Source organism: Streptomyces sp. NPDC107581 (assembly GCF_055657175.1).
In genome coordinates this window covers 494,167-511,147 of the sequence record NZ_JBVKBH010000004.1, presented here as the reverse complement: position 1 = coordinate 511,147, position 16,981 = coordinate 494,167, and the positions used below count along the sequence as shown (strand labels likewise).

The following is a 16,981-nucleotide window of genomic DNA, read 5'->3' as shown; positions in this document are numbered from 1 at the left end:
GGAGAGAGGTTCCGGCGTTGAGACCCAGGGAAGGTCAGAGCCGGGACAGCTCGTCCACCAGCGTGTCCAGGCCCAGCGACCCCTGCGAGAGGGCCGCCATGTGCCAGGCCTTCAGGTCGAAGGCCTCGCCGTGCCGCTCGCGGGCGTTCTTCCGGCCCAGCAGCCATGCCCGCTCACCGAGCTTGTAGCCGATCGCCTGGCCCGGAATCGTCAGGTACCGGGTCAGCTCGCTCTCCACGAAGTCCGCGGGCCGGCTGCTGTGCGCGCCGAAGAACTCCTGCGCCAGCTCCGGGGTCCAGCGCTCACCGGGGTGGAAGGGCGAGTCCGCCGGGATCTCCAGCTCCAGGTGCATGCCGATGTCGACGATCACCCGGGCCGCCCGCATCATCTGCGCGTCCAGGTAGCCGAGCCGCTCCTCGGGATCGGTGAGGTAGCCCAGCTCGTCCATCAGCCGCTCCGCGTACAGCGCCCAGCCCTCGGCGTTGGCGCTCACCCCGCCCACCGTGGCCTGGTAGCGGGAGAGGTCCTCGGCCACGTGCGCCCACTGTGCGAGCTGCAGGTGATGCCCGGGCACACCCTCGTGGTACCAGGTGGACACCAGGTCGTACACCGGGAACCGGGTCTGCCCCATCGTCGGAAGCCAGGTCTGGCCGGGACGCGAGAAGTCCTCCGACGGGGCCGTGTAGTACGGGGCCGCGGCGCCGCCGGGAGGGGCGATGCGGGACTCCACCTTCCGCACCCGCTCGGCGAGTTCGAAGTGCGTGCCGTCCAGATCCTCGATGGCCCGGTCCATCAGGCCCTGCAGCCACTCCCGGACCTCGTCGACGCCCTCGATGTGCCGGCCGTGCTCGTCCAGGTGCGCCAGCGCCACCCACGGCGTCCCGGCACCGGGCAGGATCTTCTCCGCCTCCTGCTTCATCTCGCCGAGGATGCGGTGGAACTCCGACCAGCCGTACGCGTACGCCTCGTCCAGGTCCAGGTCGGTGCCGTTGAAGTAGCGGGACCAGCGGGCGTACCGCTCGCGGCCCACCGTGTTCGGGGCGCCCTCGACGGCCGGCGCGTACACGTCCCGCATCCAGTCCCGCAGCTCCACCAGGGCGGCGGTCGCCGCACGGGCCGCCTCGTCCAGCTCCGTGCGCAGCGTGTCCGGACCCGCGGCGGCGAAGTCCTCGTACCAGCCGCGGCCCTTGCCGTCGGTGTCCGACCATTCGGTGAGCTGCCCGATGAAGGTCGTGGTCGGCCGCGGTGCCGCGTACAGCTTGCGCTCCAGACCGAGCGCCAGGGACTCCCGGTAGCCCGCGAGCGCGGCCGGCACCGCGCGCAGCCGCTCGGTGACCGCCGCCCAGTCCTCCTCCGTCTGCGTCGGCGTCACCGTGAAGATGTCCCGCACCGAGTGGCCGGGAGTGTCCATGTTGCCGACCGCGCGCAGATGCTCGTCGGCCTCGTGCACGGCCAGCTCGGCGGTCAGCCGCTCGCGCAGCAGCCGCCCGCAGCGACGCTCGACGTCACTGTCCGCGCCCGGGAGCCGTTCGGCCTCGTCGAGCTTGGCGAGGGTGGTCCGTGCCAGCTCCGCGAGGGCCTCCTGGCCCTGCGGCGAGTAGTCGGGCAGCCTGCTCGAACTCTCCTTCACACCGAGGTAGGTACCGGTGACGGGGTCGAGGGCGATGAGGTCGTCCACGTATGCGTCGGCGACCTGGCGGGGCAGCAGGCTCTGGATCTCAGACATGCCGCCCATCCTCGTACGGGGAGTATCCCTGCGTCACCCGTGTATTACTGATTCAGCTCAGGGCGTGGCCGGAGGCAGCAGGGGCCCGCAGTCCCATTGCTGGAAGATCAACCGGGTCTCCACCCGGGCCACTTCCCGGTGAGCCGTGAACTCGTCCAGCACCAGCCGCTGGAGATCCGTCATGTCCGCGACGGCCACATGCACCAGGTAGTCGTCCGGCCCGGTCAGATGGAACACGCTCCGGGACTCCGGCAGCGCCCGGATCCGTTCCACGAACGGCCCCACCAGCTCCCGCCGGTGCGGTCTGACCTGCACCGACAGCAGGGCCTCCAGGCCACGCCCGAGTCTGGCCGGATCCAGCCGCAGCTGATGCCCGAGGATCACGCCCGAGCGGCGCAGCCGGGTCACCCGGTCCAGACAGGTCGACGGCGCCACCCCCACCTGAGCGGCGAGGTCCCGGTAGGTGGCCCGGGCGTCGTTCTGCAACAGCCGCAGCAGATGGAGATCCACCGGATCCAGTACGACGGATTCAGCCATTGGCCGAACGTAGCACGGTGTCGGGCCCCTGTGGGCCGTCCGGTGTTCAACCTTCCGCCATGGACGCAGCGAGCACGGGTGCCTACGACGCCGTACGCACCGCATCGAGAGCACTGGCCACTGAGGCCGTGCACGCAGGCCGTGACGACCTGGCCCGGCAGGGGCTGCACGCTCCGCCGATCGACCTCTCCACCACTTACCCCTCCTACGACAGCCGGGCCGAGGCCGCCCGCATCGACGCCTTCGCCACCGACGGCGCCGACCCGGTCGGTCCGCCCGTCTACGGCCGCCTCGGCAATCCGACCGTCGCCCGCTTCGAGACCGCGCTCGCCCGTCTGGAGGGCACGGAGTCCGCCGTCGCCTTCGCGAGCGGCATGGCCGCGCTCAGCGCGGTCCTGCTCGCCCGGTCCGCCATGGGCCTGCGCCATGTGGTCGCGGTACGGCCCCTGTACGGCTGCAGCGACCATCTGCTGACCGCCGGGCTCCTCGGCACCGAGGTGACCTGGACCGACCCGGCCGGCGTCGCCGACGCGCTGCGGCCCGACACCGGTCTGGTGATGGTCGAGTCCCCGGCCAACCCGACCCTCGCCGAGGTCGACCTGCGGGCCGTCGCCCACGCCTGCGGCTCGGTGCCGCTGCTCGCGGACAACACCTTCGCCACGCCCGTCCTGCAGCGTCCCGCCGAGCAGGGCGCACGGCTGGTGCTGCACAGCGCCACCAAGTACCTCGGCGGTCACGGCGATGTGCTGGCCGGGGTGGTGGCCTGCGACGAGGAGTTCGCCGGACGGCTTCGGCAGATACGTTTCGCCACCGGCGGTGTGCTGCATCCGCTCGCGGGCTACCTGCTGCTCAGAGGCCTGTCCACGCTGCCCGTGCGGGTCCGGGCCGCCTCAGCGAGCGCCGCCGTGCTGGCCCGCCGGCTCGCCGCGGACCCGCGCGTCGCCCGTGTCTGCTATCCGCGCCTGGGCGGGGCGATGATCGCCTTCGAGGTGAAGGGCGACCCGCACGAGGTGATCTCCCGGGTCCGGCTGATCACCCCGGCCGTCAGCCTGGGCAGCGTGGACACGCTCATCCAGCACCCCGCGTCCATCAGCCACCGGATCGTGGACGCCGACGACCGGCGCGGCGCCGGGGTGAGCGACCGGCTGCTGCGGCTGTCGGTGGGACTGGAGGACGTCGACGACCTGTGGATGGACCTGGACAACGCCCTGGGGGAGCGGACCCGGACGCCGGCACGGCGGCACGAGGCCGCCCGGCTCTGGGAGAACGCGGGCTGACGGCCACCGGAACGCCGACGGACCGGCGGTGGCCGGTGGAGCGTCGGCGGCTCGGCGGTGGTCGCTGTGACGCCGATCGCTCGGTGGTGGTCGCCGTGACGCCGGCGGCTCAGCGGTGGTCGGTGGAGCATCGATGGCCCGGCGGTGGCCGGTGGAGCATCGGCGGCCTGGCGGTGATTGCTGGAGCGTCGGCGGCTCGGTGGTGGTCGCTGTGACGCCGATCGCTCGGTGGTGGTCGCTGTAAAGCCGGTGCCTCGGTGGTGGTCGCCGCGATGCCGACGGCCCGATGGCGATCGCCGCGATGCCGACGGCCCGGCGGTGGCCGCCGGGCCGTCGGTCGTGCAGGGGCCTCAGTCGCGGCGGGCCGCTCCGTCGAGCCGCGCCCGGCCGTCGTACGGCGGCCGGGCCACGACCGCGGTGGCCTCCAGCCGGGCCGTGATGACCAGGGTGCCCTCCTCGATCTGGTAGTCCAGGGGCAGCCCGAGTCCGCGCATCGCCGCGACCATCCCCGTGTTGGAGGCCTGGGTCACGGCGTACACGCTCTCGCAGCCCGCCTCCACCGCCATCGCCACCAGGCGGCCGAGCAGTTCGGCGCCGATGCCCCGCCGCTGCCACTCGTCCTCGATCAGCAGCGCGACCTCGGTCTCGTCGCCGTCCCACAGCAGATGCCCGAGGCCGACGATGCGGCCGGAGGCCGTCTGCACTGCGAGCGTCCGCCCGAAACGGGGGCTGAGCAGGTGGTTCAGATAGCGTTCGGCGTCGACGACCGGGCCGTGGTAGCGCAGGCCGAGGGTGCGCTGCGAGCACCGCTCGTGCATCGCCCTCGCCGCGGCAAGGTCCCCGGTGTCCACCCGGCGCACGGTGATGTCGTTGCCCTCGGGCAGCGTCAGCACGTCCTGGCTGCGCGGGATCCGCGGGCCGAGCCGGCTGTCCAGCTCCACCAGGGCCCTGGCCCGCGCGAACTCGGTCGGCGTGAACGGCAGGTACGGCCGCTCCACGGTGAGCACGCCGCCCTCCGGCGCCCGCAGCCTCAGCACGGTGTCCTCGAGGACCCCCTCGACCGGCACGGGATCCGGGCCGCGGCCGCCGCCGACGGGTGTGGCGGGCAGCGAGCGGATCGTGCAGCGGCCCAGCAGCTGCCGCAGCGCCAAGGGCAGTTCCGCGGCGTCGAGCGCGGTGCGCGCGGCGAGACCGAGGACCCGGGTCGGGGCGTCCACCAGGTCGTGGGCGTCGGCCCGCTCGATCCAGGTGAAGGCGCCGCCGGCCAGCGAGACCACCCGCGTGATCTCGGTCGCCGTGAGCGCCTCGGGCGCCCGCAGCAGGAACTCGTCCACCGTGCCGTCGGCCAGCGGATGCGTCTGCAGGCTCAGGATGTCGACCCGCTGCCCGGCCAGCGCCGTGCACAGCGCGGCCAGCGAACCGGGCTCGTCCTTCACCGTCGTCCGCATCCGCCACAGCGCACTCGCCCCGGCCACGTCCTGCGCCGTCGCGTCCGCCTGCGCTGCGGGCCCGGCCGACCGCGGTGCGGCGGCCGGCCGGGCACCGGTATCGTCCGCGGGCGGTGCATGCCCGTGGCGCCGTGCCCACCAGGTGTGGAACCCCGCCGTCGCGGTCAGCACGATCGCCGAGATCACCAGCAGCGCCGGACCGTCGGGCCCGTGCCCGATCAGGTTCGCCACCGCGTCCGCCACTGCCACGGCGGTGAACAGGGCGGCGAGTTCGACGAGGTCCCGCCGCCAGTGGTGTACGGGCCGTCCGTGCCGGGCCCGGGTCACATGAGACATGTCTGGAGTCATGCACCCACTGTGAAGGAACGGTGTTGCGTGATCACGAACGGTTTGTGACCGATGAGTAAAGCGTGCCTTCGTCCTTTTTGTTGCATTTTCTACTGTTTCTGGGGGTCGGTCCGGACCGCGCGCCCCGGGCTGTGTGCCCTGGACCGTGTGCCCCCGACCGCTCGGCGCAGTCCGCCGCCACGGCCGGCAGGTCCCCCGAGCCTCCGTACCGCCCGGCCGCATCGGCCTCGCCCGCGCGTTACTGGCCCACCCGCCCCGGCTGCAGCGTCTGCGTGAACAGCACCGTGCCGTCCTGCTCGCGCAGCCGTACGGTGAGTTCACCGCTGCCGCCGTCGATGTCGACCTCGCCGAAGAACTGGTAGCCGCCGGCGGGTGACACGTTCGACGCGGTCGGCGCCTTCACGAACACCCGCTCCGGACCGAACGTTCCGTCCAGCGCGCTGGCCGGGAACGCACCGGCGTTCAGCGGCCCGGAGACGAACTCCCAGAACGGCTCGAAGTCGGTGAAGGCGGCCCGCGAGGGCTGGTAGTGCTGGGCCGAGGTGTGGTGCACGTCCGCCGTCAGCCACAGCGTGCCGGTGATCCGGTGGTGCTTGACGAAGCGCAGCAGCTCGGCGATCTGCAGCTCACGGCCGAGCGGGGCACCCGGGTCGCCCTGTGCCACCGCCTCGAAGTTCGCCTTGTTCTCCATCGGGTCGGGCACCACCAGGACGAGCGGCATGTCCGCGGCGATCACCTTCCACACCGCACGGGAACGGGACAGCTCCCGCTTGAGCCACTCCAGCTGCTCACGGCCCAGGATGCCCTGCGGGTCCGCCGTCTGGTCGTCGGCCGAGTTGGCGTTCCGGTAGGTCCGCATGTCCAGCACGAACACGTCCAGCAGCGGGCCCTGGCGCAGCACCCGGTAGACGCGGCCCTCCCGCGCACCCGGACGCAGCGTGGAGACCGGGAAGTACTCGCCGAACGCCCGCCGGGCACGCGCCGCCAGCACGTCGACGCTCTTCTCGGTGTACCGGGTGTCGGTGGAGGCGATGACCTCGCCCGGGTACCAGTTGTTGCGCACCTCGTGGTCGTCCCACTGGATGATCGACGGCACCTGGGCGTTGAACCGCCTGAGGTTGTCGTCGAGCAGGTTGTAGCGGAAGTTGCCCCGGTACTCCGCGAGCGTCTCGGCGACCTTCGCCTTCTCCTCGGTGGTGATGTTCCGCCAGGTGCTGCCGTCCGGCAGGTCCTGGGTGGCGGAGAGCGGGCCGTCCGCGTAGATGTTGTCGCCGCTGCACAGGAAGAAGTCCGGGTCCAGCTTGGCCATCGCGTCGTAGATCCGGTAGCCGCCGCGGTCGGGGTTGATGCCCCAGCCCTGACCGGCGAGGTCGCCCGACCACAGGAACCGCACGCCGTCCCGGCGGTGCCGGGACACCGTGCGGAAGGTGCCGGTCACGGGCTCGCCGGTGCGCCGCGGGTCGTCCGGGTCGGCGAGGAGCACGCGGTAGTGGATCTGCTCGCCGGAGGGCAGACCGTGCAGCCGCGTGGTGCCGGTGAAGTCCGTGCCGGCGCCCAGCAGCGGTCCCTGCCATCTGCGCGGGCTGCGGAACGACCCGGTGGCCGAGGTCTCCACGATCATCCGGGCCGGCCGGTCCGAACGCACCCACACCAGGCCCGAGTCGGCGCTCACGTCGCCGGTCTGCACGCCCCAGCCCGCCCCAGGGCGCCCGGAGAGGGCGAACGCCGGTTCCGCGCCGAGGCCGGCCGGCAGGGTCAGGGCCGCCGACGCGGCGAGCGAGCCGCGCAGCACGCTGCGGCGGCCGGGGAGCGGACGAGGGGTCATGGCTGCGCCTCCAGGAAAGGGATCCGGCCGGTGTGCAGAACCACACCTACTGGTGCGCTGCGGCGCGCACGCGAACCACAAGTGAACAGCGGGCCGCCCGGGCCCCGGTGGGATCCGGTCAGCCGGCGAGCGCCTCGGCCATCAGCCGTACGCCCGCCAGGATCCGCGCGGGCGGCAGATGCGCGTACCCGAGCACCAGCCGCACACCGTCCTCGTCGGCACCCGCGTGCGTGCGGGCACTGAGCGGGCGCACGGCGATCCCCGCGTCGGCGACCCGCTTCAGGAAGCCGTCCTGCGGGCCGTGACGTCCGGGGAGTTCGGCGATGGCGTGCAGACCCGCCGCGATCCCCGACACCCTCGCCCGCGGGAAGTGCTCGGCCAGCGCCGCGACCAGGACGTCGCGCCGCTCCCGGTAGGCACGCTGGCAGCGGCGCAGCTGCCGGTCGTAGTCACCGCGCTCCAGGAAGCGCGCGAAGGCCGCCTGGTCCAGGGAGGGATGACCGAGATCCATGGTCCGCTTGCGCTCCACGATCTCCTCCGTCAGCGCCGCGGGTACGAGCAGCCAGCCCAGCCGCAGTGCGGGCGCGAGGGACTTGCTGACCGAGCCCATGTAGGCGACGCGTTCCGGATCGAGGCCCTGGAGGGCGCCCACGGGAGCGCGGTCGTAGCGGAAGTCCCCGTCGTAGTCGTCCTCCAGCACCAGGCCGTCCACCGACCGCGCCCAGTCGAGCAGTTCGGTGCGGCGCCGCGCGGAGTACGCGATCCCGGTCGGGTACTGATGGGCGGGCGTCGTCACCACGGCCCGTACACCCGATGCGCCCAGCGGGCCGAGGGCCAGGCCGTCCTCGTCCAGCGGCAGGGGTACGGCGTCCAGACCGGCCGCCGCGTACAGGCCGTCGTGCTGGGGGCTGCCCGGGTCCTCGACCCCGATCGTGCGCATCCCGCGCGCGCGGAGCACGGATCCGACCAGGCTGCTCGCCTGGGCGACACCGGAGACGACCACGATCCGCTCCGGGTCGGCGACCACGCCCCGGCGGCGGGCGAGCAGCGCGGCGAGCGCGGTGCGCAGCCGGGGCAGCCCGCGCGGGTCCGGGTAGCCGAACTCGCCGTGCGGCAGTTCCGCCAGCACGGCGCGCTGTACGGCGGCCCAGGCGGCCCGCGGGAACAGCGACAGGTCCGGTGTCCCCGGGACGAAGTCGACGCGGGTGCCGGGGGAGCGGGGAGCGAGGTCGAGCGCGCGGGGCCGGGCGGCCCGTACGGCCTCGCTCACCCAGGTGCCCGCGCCCCGGCCGCTGCGCAGGTACCCCTCGGCCGTCAGCTGCTCGTAGGCCTCCGTGACCAGGCCCCGTGACACCCCGAGGTCGGCGGCCAGGTCCCGGCTGGACGGCAGGCGTGTGCCCGGCGCGAGCCGGCCCGAGCGGATCGCCTCGCGCAGCGCCGCCTGGACGGCACGGCCACGCGCGCGTGGCCGTGCCGAGGCGGCGGGCAGCAGCAGTTCCCACGCCGCCGAACCGGCAGGGCCGCCCGCAGTGGTCCCCGAAGACGTCATGGAAGTGGACCTTAAACCGGACCGCCGTGCTTCCTAGCGTCACCACCATGAAAGCCACCACCGTCCGCGGCACGGTCACGACCGCCCGAAGCAGGGCCGGCACGGCCCGCGGAGCCCTGCTCGCCGCCCTCGCCTGTGTGCTCGTGGGCGGTTCTTTCACCGCCAACAGCGTTCTGGGCCACTACCCCCGCGCCGGCGGCCAGTTCCTGCGCTACGCCCTGGCCTGTCTGCTGCTCGCCCCGCTCGCGGGACGGGACGGCCCCCGGCGTCTGCGGGCACTCGGCGCCCGGCAGTGGGTCCGCCTCGCCCTGCTGGCGGGCATCGGCATGGTCGGCTTCAACCTGGCCGTGATCGCCGCCGAGCGCAGCGCCGAACCCGCGGTCCCCGGTGTGTTCGTCGGCTGCGCACCGGTCGTGGTGGCCGTCCTCGTCCCGCTCCTCGCCGGGCGCCGGCCGCAGCGCCCGGTGCTGTACGGCGCGCTGCTCGTCGCCGCCGGAGCCTTCGCCGTGCAGGGCTGGGGCCGTACCGACGGGTCCGGGATCGCCCTCTCGGCCTGCGCGCTGGGCGGCGAGGTGGGGTTCGCGCTCCTGGCCGTGCCGGTGCTTCGGCCGCTCGGGCCGCGACTGCTGTCCGCGACCGTGTGCGCCGTGGCCGCCGCCGAGGCCGCACTGGTCGCCGCGGTCCTGGACGGCGGCGCCTGGCTGCGCCGTCCCGATGCCACGGAGACCGCCGCGCTGCTGTGGCAGGCGGCGGTCGTCACCGTCGTCGGCTTCGTGTGCTGGTACATGGGCCTGCAGCGGCTCGGCGCGGAGCGGGCCACGCTGTTCTCCGGGCTCATCCCGGTGGCCGCCGCCGGCACCGCCCCGTTCGTCGGCACCGGCGCCTACGGGCCCGCGCAGGCCGTGGGCAGCGCCCTGGTGGGCGCCGGGGTCGTGCTCGGCTCCGGCACCATGCGGCCGCGCCGGTCAGCGGCTGCCGTCGAGGATGACGCGGGCCACCAGCGCCGGGTCGTCGTTCATCGGGCAGTGTCCGCACCCGGGCAGCCGCACCAGCCGGGCGCGGGGGATGATCGTCTTGGCGCGGATGCCCTGGCGGCGCACGAGGAGCCGGTCCCGGGTGCCCCAGGCCACGGTGACCGGCAGACCCGGCACATCGTCGGTGAACCGTACGGTCGTGCCCGCCCGCAGGGTCGCGTCGAACCCGGTGGCCCCCGCCAGGGCGAGCGTCTCGGCGACCACGGCCTCGGGTGAACGGCGCGCGGGACGGCCGTAGATGGTGCTCGTCAGCGCGGTACGGCCGGCCGCCGTGCGCGACAGCCGCTCCACCAGGGGCAGCGGGAGCCGCTGGGCGATGCCCCGCATCGAGAGCAGCACGGCGAAGGCGTAGCGCCGCTCGGCCTCCGTCCAGAAACCGGCCGGGGAAAAGGTGGTGACGGACCGTACGAGCTTCTCCCGGCCCAGCTCCAGGGCGAGCAGGCCGCCCAGCGAGTTGCCGGCCACGTGCGGGCGGTCCAGCTCCAGCTCGTCGAACAGGGCGCTCAGGACGGAGTTGGTCGTGGGCAGGTCGTAGTCGAGGCCGCCCGGCAGACCCGGGGACGCGCCGAAGCCCGGCAGGTCCACGGCGATCACGTCGCGCTCCGTCGCGAGGATGTCCACGACCGGGTCCCAGGCCTGCCGGTGGTGGCCGATGCCGTGCAGCAGCACCAGCGGCTCGCCGCGTCCCACGCGCGCGTAGGAGACGGTCACGTCCTTCGGACCGTGCGGAGTGGGGACCTTGAAGGAGACGGTGGCGGACATGGGGTGCTCCTCGTCTGGGCTGCTGACGGACGCCGTAGAAAGTTTGTCAGCAATTGCTACCGGCGGGTAGCCCCTGGCGGCCCCGCGTGCCGTCCGCGTCCGGTCTCAGCGGGCCCGGCGCACCTCGACGTTGAAGTCCGTGTGCCCGAACTTCCGGTAGAGACCGAACCACAGCGGCATCAGCATCTCCATGGCCCGCGCCGACCGGATCCCGCCCAGGTCCAGCACCCGCCCGGCCGGCCAGCCGAACTCCCCGAGCAGCTCCGTCACCTGCCGCTTGGCGCCGGCGTCCGCACCGCACACGAACAGGTTGTGGTCGCCGGGCACCCGCCCCGGATCCACCATCACCTGGCAGTTCACGGTGCTCAGCGTCTTCACCACGCGTGCGTCCGGGAAGGCCCGCTGGATCTGCTCGGCCACGCTGTCCGACTCCACCGGGTCCAGCCGCGGCTGCCCGTCCTCGAAGGCCAGCGGATTGCACACGTCCACCACGACCTTGCCGGCCAGATGCTCCGCACCCGCCGCCCGCAGGGCATCGAGCGCCACCCGGCCGCTCACCGCGTTCAGGACCACGTCGGCCGCCGCGGCGGCATCGGCGAACGCGCCCGCGTGCGCCCGCCCGCCCGCGGCCGTGGCCCACTCGACCGCGACCGGGTTGTCCTTCGTACGTGATCCGAGGGTCACCTCGTAGCCCAGCTCCACCAACCGGCCGCCCAGTGTGCGGCCCACCTCGCCCGTGCCCAGCACCGCGTACCGCATCGGTCACCTCCCGGACTCCGGCCGCCGGCCACCGGCGGTCCGCGGACATTGTGGTCCGGGCCGGTCCGGAAGGTGCCGATTCCTCCTGGACACCTTCACCCGTGTCGGAGGGGCGAGGCGCCCGGGCCTCCCCACGCCGGGACCGCCACCTCCTCGGGTGCGAAGCGGCGGCGGTACGGCGGCTCGCCGGGCGGGCCCGCCGGCACCTCCCGGGGCGGCGTACCGCGAGACCCCCGCCCTGCGACGAGGGCTTTGCCGTGATGTCACACATGCGACCGCGTACGAACGCCTCGTGAACGCTCCGCGGCGCGGTCCCTGTGTATTGCCGCAGGGAACGAGGATTGGTCTTGACCAAGGGTGACGGCCGCCCTATGGTCGCAGAGAAGTGCAACAACCTTTAATAAACAAGGGCGCTAAAAACCGCCGGACCACGGCTCTTGCGGAGGACAGGGTGGGGACCACGCAGCTGGAATCGGTGCCGGAACCGAAGTACTGGCATCTCAAGACCGTGCTCAGTGAGGCATTGGACTCCGAGTTCTCGGTCGGTGAGATCCTGCCCAACGAGCGGGACCTCGCCGCCCGCTTCGGCGTGGCCCGCGCCACGCTCCGACAGGCCCTCGAACAGCTGGAGCTGGAAGGCCGGCTGCAGCGCCGCCGCGGCGTCGGGACGACCGTCGCGCCCCCGCGCGTGGGCGTGGCCGTCGGCACCCGGCAGCACGCCTGGCCGGGGGCGGCCGACGACGCCTGGCAGCCGGCCGACAGCGCTCGGTCCGCGCCGCCCGCGGCCGTCGCCGCCGCCCTGGAGAGCGGCGCCGGCGAGCCCGTGCACGTCGTGCGCCGCTCCCGGACGTCCCACGGCCAGCTCGTCGCCACCGAACTGCTCTACATCCCGTCCGCCTCGGTGCCCGACCTCTCCGCCATCGACGCCCCGTCCGGACCGGCACGCGCGCGTGCGGTGCTGCGCGAACTGCAGCGCCTGGACCTCGAGGGCCAGGACCGCGCCGTCGAACTGGGCTCGGCCCGCGCCGACGACGCCAAGGACCTCGACCGGCTGCCCGGCTCGCCCGTCCTGGTCGTCACCACCCGCTTCTTCGCCGAGGGGCGCACCGCGGCCCTCTCCGTGGCGACCTACCGGGCCGACACCTGCCGGCTCACCTTCGGCGACTCGCCCGACGTGGAGATACACCACGACCCGGAGCAGCGGGCCTCCTGAGCCCTCTCCCTCCCACCGCGCCCCGGTACTCCACCGGGGCGCGCGGCGTTTCACGACGGAACGGTGCCTGTGTCGGCCGACCGGGTGATGACCGGGCGGGGGGGGGGGGGGGTGGTGCCGGAGCAGTGGCGTCGGGTCTGGGGCCGGAGCTGCCCACATCAGTGGGTTTGGGCCTGGGCCGGGGGCTGCCGGATCGGTTGGGACGGGTCCGGGCCGGGGGCTGTCCGGATCAGTGGGCTTGGGCCTGGGCCGGGACGGCTGCCGGATCGGTCGGGTCGGGTCCGGGCCGGGGGCTGCCCGGATCAGTGAGGCCCGGGCCGGGTCGGCGGCGGTCGATCGAGTGGGGTCCGGGGCGTCGGCGGACGGATCAGCGGCGTGCCGTCGCCGTTCCGTCCACCGCGAACAACTGCTCCTCGACATGGTCCAGGGCCAGCCGCAGCGCGCCCGTGGCCACGGCCGCCTCGCCCAGCTGGGACAGCGTCACCCGGGGCGGGCGCAGGCAGTAGCGCGCGAGTTCGCGGCGCAGCGGCTCCAGCACACCGTCCAGGCCGGCCGCCCAGCCGCCGATCACGACCAGCTCCGGGTCGAGGGCCAGCACCAGCGCGGCCACGTCGTGCACGAGCCGCTGGATGAACCGTTCCACGGCCGCACGCGCCCGCTGATCGCCCTCCCGGGCCAGCGCGAACACCTCGGCGACCGCCTGCTCGTCCAACGGGTGCAGCGGCTCGTCGGTGGTGGACAGCAGCGTCTCCGGGGTGGCCTCCCGGCCCAGCAGATGCAGCGCGCCGATCTCACCGGCCGCCCCGCCGTACCCCCGGTGCAGCCGACCGCCGATCAGCGAGCCCGCCCCAGGGCTCAGCCCGGCCAGCACGAACACCACGTCGTCCGTCTCCGCCGCCGCACCTTTCCAGTGCTCGGCCACGGCCGCCGCGTTGGCGTCGTTCTCCACCAGCACCGGGCACTTGAAGGAACGGCTGAGCCGCTCGCCGAGCCTGAGACCGGTCCACTGCGGCAGCGCGGTGCCAAGCCGTACCGTGCCGTCGGCCTCCACGATGCCCGGCGCGCCCACGCCCACCGCCCGCAGCGAGCTGCGCGCGACCCCGGCCCGCCGCAGCAGCTCGGCGACCGCACCGCGCAGCCGGTCCAGCCGCTCGTCCGCGGAGGCCGTCTCGTCCACCTCTTTGGCCTGCGTGCCCAGCACCCGGCCGTCCAGGTCGGACAGGAGTGCCGCGACCCGGTGCGCGCCGATCTCCAGACCCAGCAGATGCCCGGCCTCGGCCCGGAACCGGAAACGGCGGGCGGGCCGTCCCTGGCGGCGTGCCGGGCCCTCCTCGGCCGCCATCTCGACCACGAGCCCGGCCTCGATGAGCCCCTCCACGACCCCCTCGACGGTAGGCCGGGACAGCCCGGTGACCTGGGTGATCTCGGTGAGCGTCGTACAGTCCGTGGCACGCAGCGCATGCAGCACCACCGCGGAATTGATCCTTCGCAGCAGCGAGGGATCGCCGCCGGTCAGCTGCCCCACCGTCCGTCCTCCCAGCTCGCGGGCGTGTTGGGGCGGATCGTACTCGGCCCCGCCCACCCCGGCGAGTGCCGGGCCCCGCCCACCCCGGCGGGTACCGGGCCCCGCCGGTCCGGCAGTCCGCGGGATCAGCCCGGCGCGACGAACCCCGACTCGTAGGCGGCGATCACCGCCTGGGTCCGGTCACGCGCCCCGAGCTTGGCCAGCACGGCACTCACATGCGACTTCACCGTCTCCGTCCCGACGACCAGCCGCGCGGCGATCTCCGCGTTGGACAGCCCCCGCGCCATGAGCCGCAGCACCTCCGCCTCCCGCTCCGTGAGCCCGGCCTCGGCCAGCGGGGTGCGGGATGCGCCGGCGCCCCCGTACCGGGCGGCGAGCCGGCGCACCGACGCCGGGAACAGCAACGACTCCCCCTCCGCCACCAGCCGCACCGCATGAACGATCTCGGCCGGCCGGGCCCGCTTCAGCAGAAAGCCGTCGGCGCCCGCGCGCAGCGCCTCGTACACGAACTCGTCGTCCTCGAAGGTGGTCACCACGAGGATCCTGGGCGGTGCGTCGACGGTGCGCAGCACCGCCCGCGTGGCCTCGATCCCGTCCATCAGCGGCATCCGGACATCCATCGCGATCACGTCCGGCCGCAGCCGTCGAACCAGCGGAATGACCGCCGCACCGTCGGCCGCCTCACCCACCACCTCGATGTCGGGCTGCGCGTCCAGCACGGCCCGGAGACCCGCACGGACCAGGGGCTCGTCGTCGACGAGGAGAACGGTGACCGGCATCCGGCCAGCGTAGATCAGCCGAGTGGCAGCTCCGCGCGCACCTGCCAGTCGCCCTCCTCCGGTCCGGTACGGGCGCTGCCCCCCAGCAGCGCCGCACGCTCCCGTATGCCCCGCAGCCCGCTGCCCCGCCCGGGCCCGGGTATCGCGGCCGGCAGCGGATTGCGGACCTCCAGGGCGAGCGCGCCGTCGGTGACGGACACCCGGACCCGCACCGGGACGGCCCCCGCGTGCCGCAGCACATTGGTGAGCGCCTCCTGGAGGATGCGGTACCCCTCCCGGGAGACCGGCCCCGGCACCGCCGCCACGGTCCCGGTCACCTCCGCGTCGACCTTGGCTCCCGAGGCGCGCGCCGACTCCAGCAGGCGGCCGGCGTCGGCCAGCGTGGGCCGGGCGCTCGCGGGGCGCTCCGATTCGCGCAACACCCCGAGAACCCGGTCCAGATCCGCGAGGGCGGTGCGGCCGGTGTCCTCGATGGCCGCCAGCGCCCGGTCGGTGAACTCCGGATCGCCGGCCGCCCGCGCCGCGCCCGCCTGCACCACCGCCACCGTGAGGGCGTGCCCGATGGAGTCGTGCAACTCCCTGGCGATCCGGGTGCGTTCGAGCAGCTGCTCGGTACGCTCCTCCAGGGCGGCCAGCCGCTCGGCGGCGGACGGTCCGAGGAGCCGGCGCGCGCACGCCGTGACGCAGACGCCGAGTCCGACCACGACCCCGTACAGGGCGAGCAGCGGCAGCGGCACCAGCAGGGCGTACGCCCGGTCCGGCGGGAGCCGGTCCAGCAGGGGGACGCCGGAGGGCGCATGTCCCCAGGCACATCGTCCCAGCATGTACGTGAGGTCCAGAAGCTCCACCATGGTCGCCGTGGCCACCCAGCCGAGGGCCATCCGCAGCTCCAGCCACAGCACCGTGCGCGCCCGGTCCCGCCAACTCGCCGACGGTGTCTCGGAGATGCCCGGCTCCCTCTCCCCGGGCGTCAGCAGCAGCCGGGCCTGCACACCCTCGCCCGTGCGCACGGCGGGCACCAGACCGAGCGGCACCAGGAAGAGCGCGGGCATCCAGGGCGTCGACATGTCGATGAACAGCCACATGCTCACGATCAGCATGGGCACCCACAGATGCAGCAGGCGCGTGTACGTCGTGCCGCGAAGCAGCGGGCGCAGGAACCGGGCCATGGAGTCATCGTCGCAGGCGGCACTGACAACAGACCTCCCCCGCACGGGGGAGACGGTCTCCACCGGCGGGGGAGGACCCGGGCCGCGCGCCCGGCCAGGCTGAAGCCATGACGAGCATCGACGTGCGGGACCTCACCAAGGAGTACGGCACCAGGCGGGCCGTGGACCACCTCACCTTCAGCGTCCGCCCCGGCCGCGTCACCGGCTTCCTCGGCCCCAACGGCGCCGGAAAGTCCACCACCATGAGACTGGTCCTCGGCCTCGACCGGCCGACCTCCGGCACCGCCACCCTCGGCGGCCTCGCCTACGCCGAACTCCGCGAGCCCCTGCACCGGGTGGGCGCCCTGCTGGACGCGCGGGCCGCGCACGGCTCCCGTACCGCGCACGACCATCTGCGGGCCCTGGCGGTGAGCAACCGCATCCCGGTCCGCCGGGTCGACGGCATCCTGGAGGAGACCGGACTCGCCGCGGTGGCCCGGCGCCGGGTGAGGACGTACTCCCTGGGCATGCGCCAGCGGCTCGGCATCGCGGCCGCGCTCCTCGGGGACCCCGAGGTGGTCCTGCTGGACGAACCGGCCAACGGGCTCGACCCCGAGGGCATCGTCTGGATCCGCACGCTGCTGCGCCGGCTCGCCGCGCAGGGACGTACGGTCCTGGTGTCCAGTCATCTGATGGGCGAGACCGCCGCCTTCGCCGACCACCTCGTGATCCTCGGCCGCGGCCGCCTTCTCGCCGACACTCCCGTCCAGGAGTTCATCCACGCGCGCGTGCAGCCCCGGGTCAGGATCCGCACCACCGACGCCGCCGCGCTCGGCGACCTGCTCGCCCGCCACGGCCACGACGCCGACCGGGGCGAGGACGGGACGTGGACCGTGCGGCACGCGCGCGTGGACGACCTCGGCCGCCTCATGTCCGAGGCGGGCGTCCCCGTACTGGAACTGGCCGCCCAGGAGGCCACCCTGGAGCAGGCCTATCTCGACCTGACCGCGGCGGAGGCCGAGTTCGCCGCCCAGCCCCAGGAGGCCTGACC

At 73.9% G+C, this 16,981-nt stretch carries 13 protein-coding genes and 1 pseudogene; 4 read left to right on the top strand and 10 right to left on the bottom strand.

Going from position 1 to position 16,981, the window contains the following annotated elements; genetic code table 11:
• Positions 1-34: 34 nt before the first annotated feature.
• Positions 35-1,726, bottom strand: a complete 1,692-nt coding sequence (locus ACZ7P3_RS12350; protein ID WP_472080836.1) for a DUF885 domain-containing protein — start codon at positions 1,724-1,726, stop codon at positions 35-37.
• A gap of 57 nt (positions 1,727-1,783) precedes the next feature.
• Positions 1,784-2,263, bottom strand: a complete 480-nt coding sequence (locus ACZ7P3_RS12345; RefSeq protein ID WP_472080835.1) for an Lrp/AsnC family transcriptional regulator — start codon at positions 2,261-2,263, stop codon at positions 1,784-1,786.
• Between the two features lie 59 nt (positions 2,264-2,322).
• Here ACZ7P3_RS12345 and ACZ7P3_RS12340 point away from each other — a divergent pair, with 59 nt between their 5' ends.
• The gene (locus ACZ7P3_RS12340; protein ID WP_472080834.1) at positions 2,323-3,540 is read left to right on the top strand and encodes a trans-sulfuration enzyme family protein; all 1,218 of its coding nucleotides are present in this window, start codon (positions 2,323-2,325) and stop codon (positions 3,538-3,540) included.
• A gap of 350 nt (positions 3,541-3,890) precedes the next feature.
• Here the strand turns inward: ACZ7P3_RS12340 and ACZ7P3_RS12335 are convergent, their stop codons facing one another.
• From ACZ7P3_RS12335 to pdxR, 3 genes are all read right to left on the bottom strand, one after another.
• Positions 3,891-5,336: a GNAT family N-acetyltransferase gene (locus ACZ7P3_RS12335; RefSeq protein WP_472080833.1), complete on the bottom strand. Its 1,446-nt coding sequence runs from the start codon at positions 5,334-5,336 to the stop codon at positions 3,891-3,893.
• A gap of 238 nt (positions 5,337-5,574) precedes the next feature.
• On the bottom strand, positions 5,575-7,161 hold the full coding sequence (locus ACZ7P3_RS12330; protein WP_472080832.1) for an alkaline phosphatase D family protein: 1,587 nt from the start codon (positions 7,159-7,161) through the stop codon (positions 5,575-5,577).
• A 118-nt stretch (positions 7,162-7,279) separates the two neighbouring features.
• Complete coding sequence (gene pdxR, locus ACZ7P3_RS12325; protein WP_472080831.1) at positions 7,280-8,710, bottom strand: MocR-like pyridoxine biosynthesis transcription factor PdxR; 1,431 nt, start codon at positions 8,708-8,710, stop codon at positions 7,280-7,282.
• Positions 8,711-8,757: 47 nt separating this feature from the next.
• Here pdxR and ACZ7P3_RS12320 point away from each other — a divergent pair.
• A pseudogene (locus tag ACZ7P3_RS12320) lies at positions 8,758-9,588 on the top strand (EamA family transporter); the annotation flags it as partial.
• 87 nt (positions 9,589-9,675) lie between these two features.
• Here ACZ7P3_RS12320 and ACZ7P3_RS12315 read toward each other — a convergent pair.
• Together ACZ7P3_RS12315 and ACZ7P3_RS12310 are read right to left on the bottom strand one after the other, a co-directional pair.
• The gene (locus ACZ7P3_RS12315; RefSeq protein ID WP_472080830.1) at positions 9,676-10,506 is read right to left on the bottom strand and encodes an alpha/beta fold hydrolase; all 831 of its coding nucleotides are present in this window, start codon (positions 10,504-10,506) and stop codon (positions 9,676-9,678) included.
• A gap of 105 nt (positions 10,507-10,611) precedes the next feature.
• Positions 10,612-11,265 (bottom strand): NADPH-dependent F420 reductase, encoded by a 654-nt coding sequence (locus ACZ7P3_RS12310; RefSeq protein ID WP_472080829.1) that lies wholly within the window; start codon positions 11,263-11,265, stop codon positions 10,612-10,614.
• A gap of 451 nt (positions 11,266-11,716) precedes the next feature.
• Between ACZ7P3_RS12310 and ACZ7P3_RS12305 the strand changes: the two genes are divergently transcribed.
• Positions 11,717-12,478: a GntR family transcriptional regulator gene (locus ACZ7P3_RS12305; protein WP_472080828.1), complete on the top strand. Its 762-nt coding sequence runs from the start codon at positions 11,717-11,719 to the stop codon at positions 12,476-12,478.
• A 367-nt stretch (positions 12,479-12,845) separates the two neighbouring features.
• Here ACZ7P3_RS12305 and ACZ7P3_RS12300 read toward each other — a convergent pair whose 3' ends face one another.
• From ACZ7P3_RS12300 to ACZ7P3_RS12290, 3 genes are all read right to left on the bottom strand, one after another.
• Positions 12,846-14,003 carry an ROK family transcriptional regulator gene (locus tag ACZ7P3_RS12300; RefSeq protein ID WP_472080827.1) on the bottom strand — a complete coding sequence of 386 codons (1,158 nt, stop codon included), beginning with the start codon at positions 14,001-14,003 and terminating at the stop codon, positions 12,846-12,848.
• Between the two features lie 125 nt (positions 14,004-14,128).
• On the bottom strand, positions 14,129-14,782 hold the full coding sequence (locus ACZ7P3_RS12295; protein WP_472080826.1) for a response regulator: 654 nt from the start codon (positions 14,780-14,782) through the stop codon (positions 14,129-14,131).
• Between the two features lie 14 nt (positions 14,783-14,796).
• Positions 14,797-15,951 carry a sensor histidine kinase gene (locus ACZ7P3_RS12290; RefSeq protein ID WP_472080825.1) on the bottom strand — a complete coding sequence of 385 codons (1,155 nt, stop codon included), beginning with the start codon at positions 15,949-15,951 and terminating at the stop codon, positions 14,797-14,799.
• Between the two features lie 107 nt (positions 15,952-16,058).
• Here ACZ7P3_RS12290 and ACZ7P3_RS12285 point away from each other — a divergent pair, with 107 nt between their 5' ends.
• Complete coding sequence (locus ACZ7P3_RS12285; protein ID WP_472080824.1) at positions 16,059-16,979, top strand: ATP-binding cassette domain-containing protein; 921 nt, start codon at positions 16,059-16,061, stop codon at positions 16,977-16,979.
• The last annotated feature ends 2 nt before the right edge of the window (positions 16,980-16,981 follow it).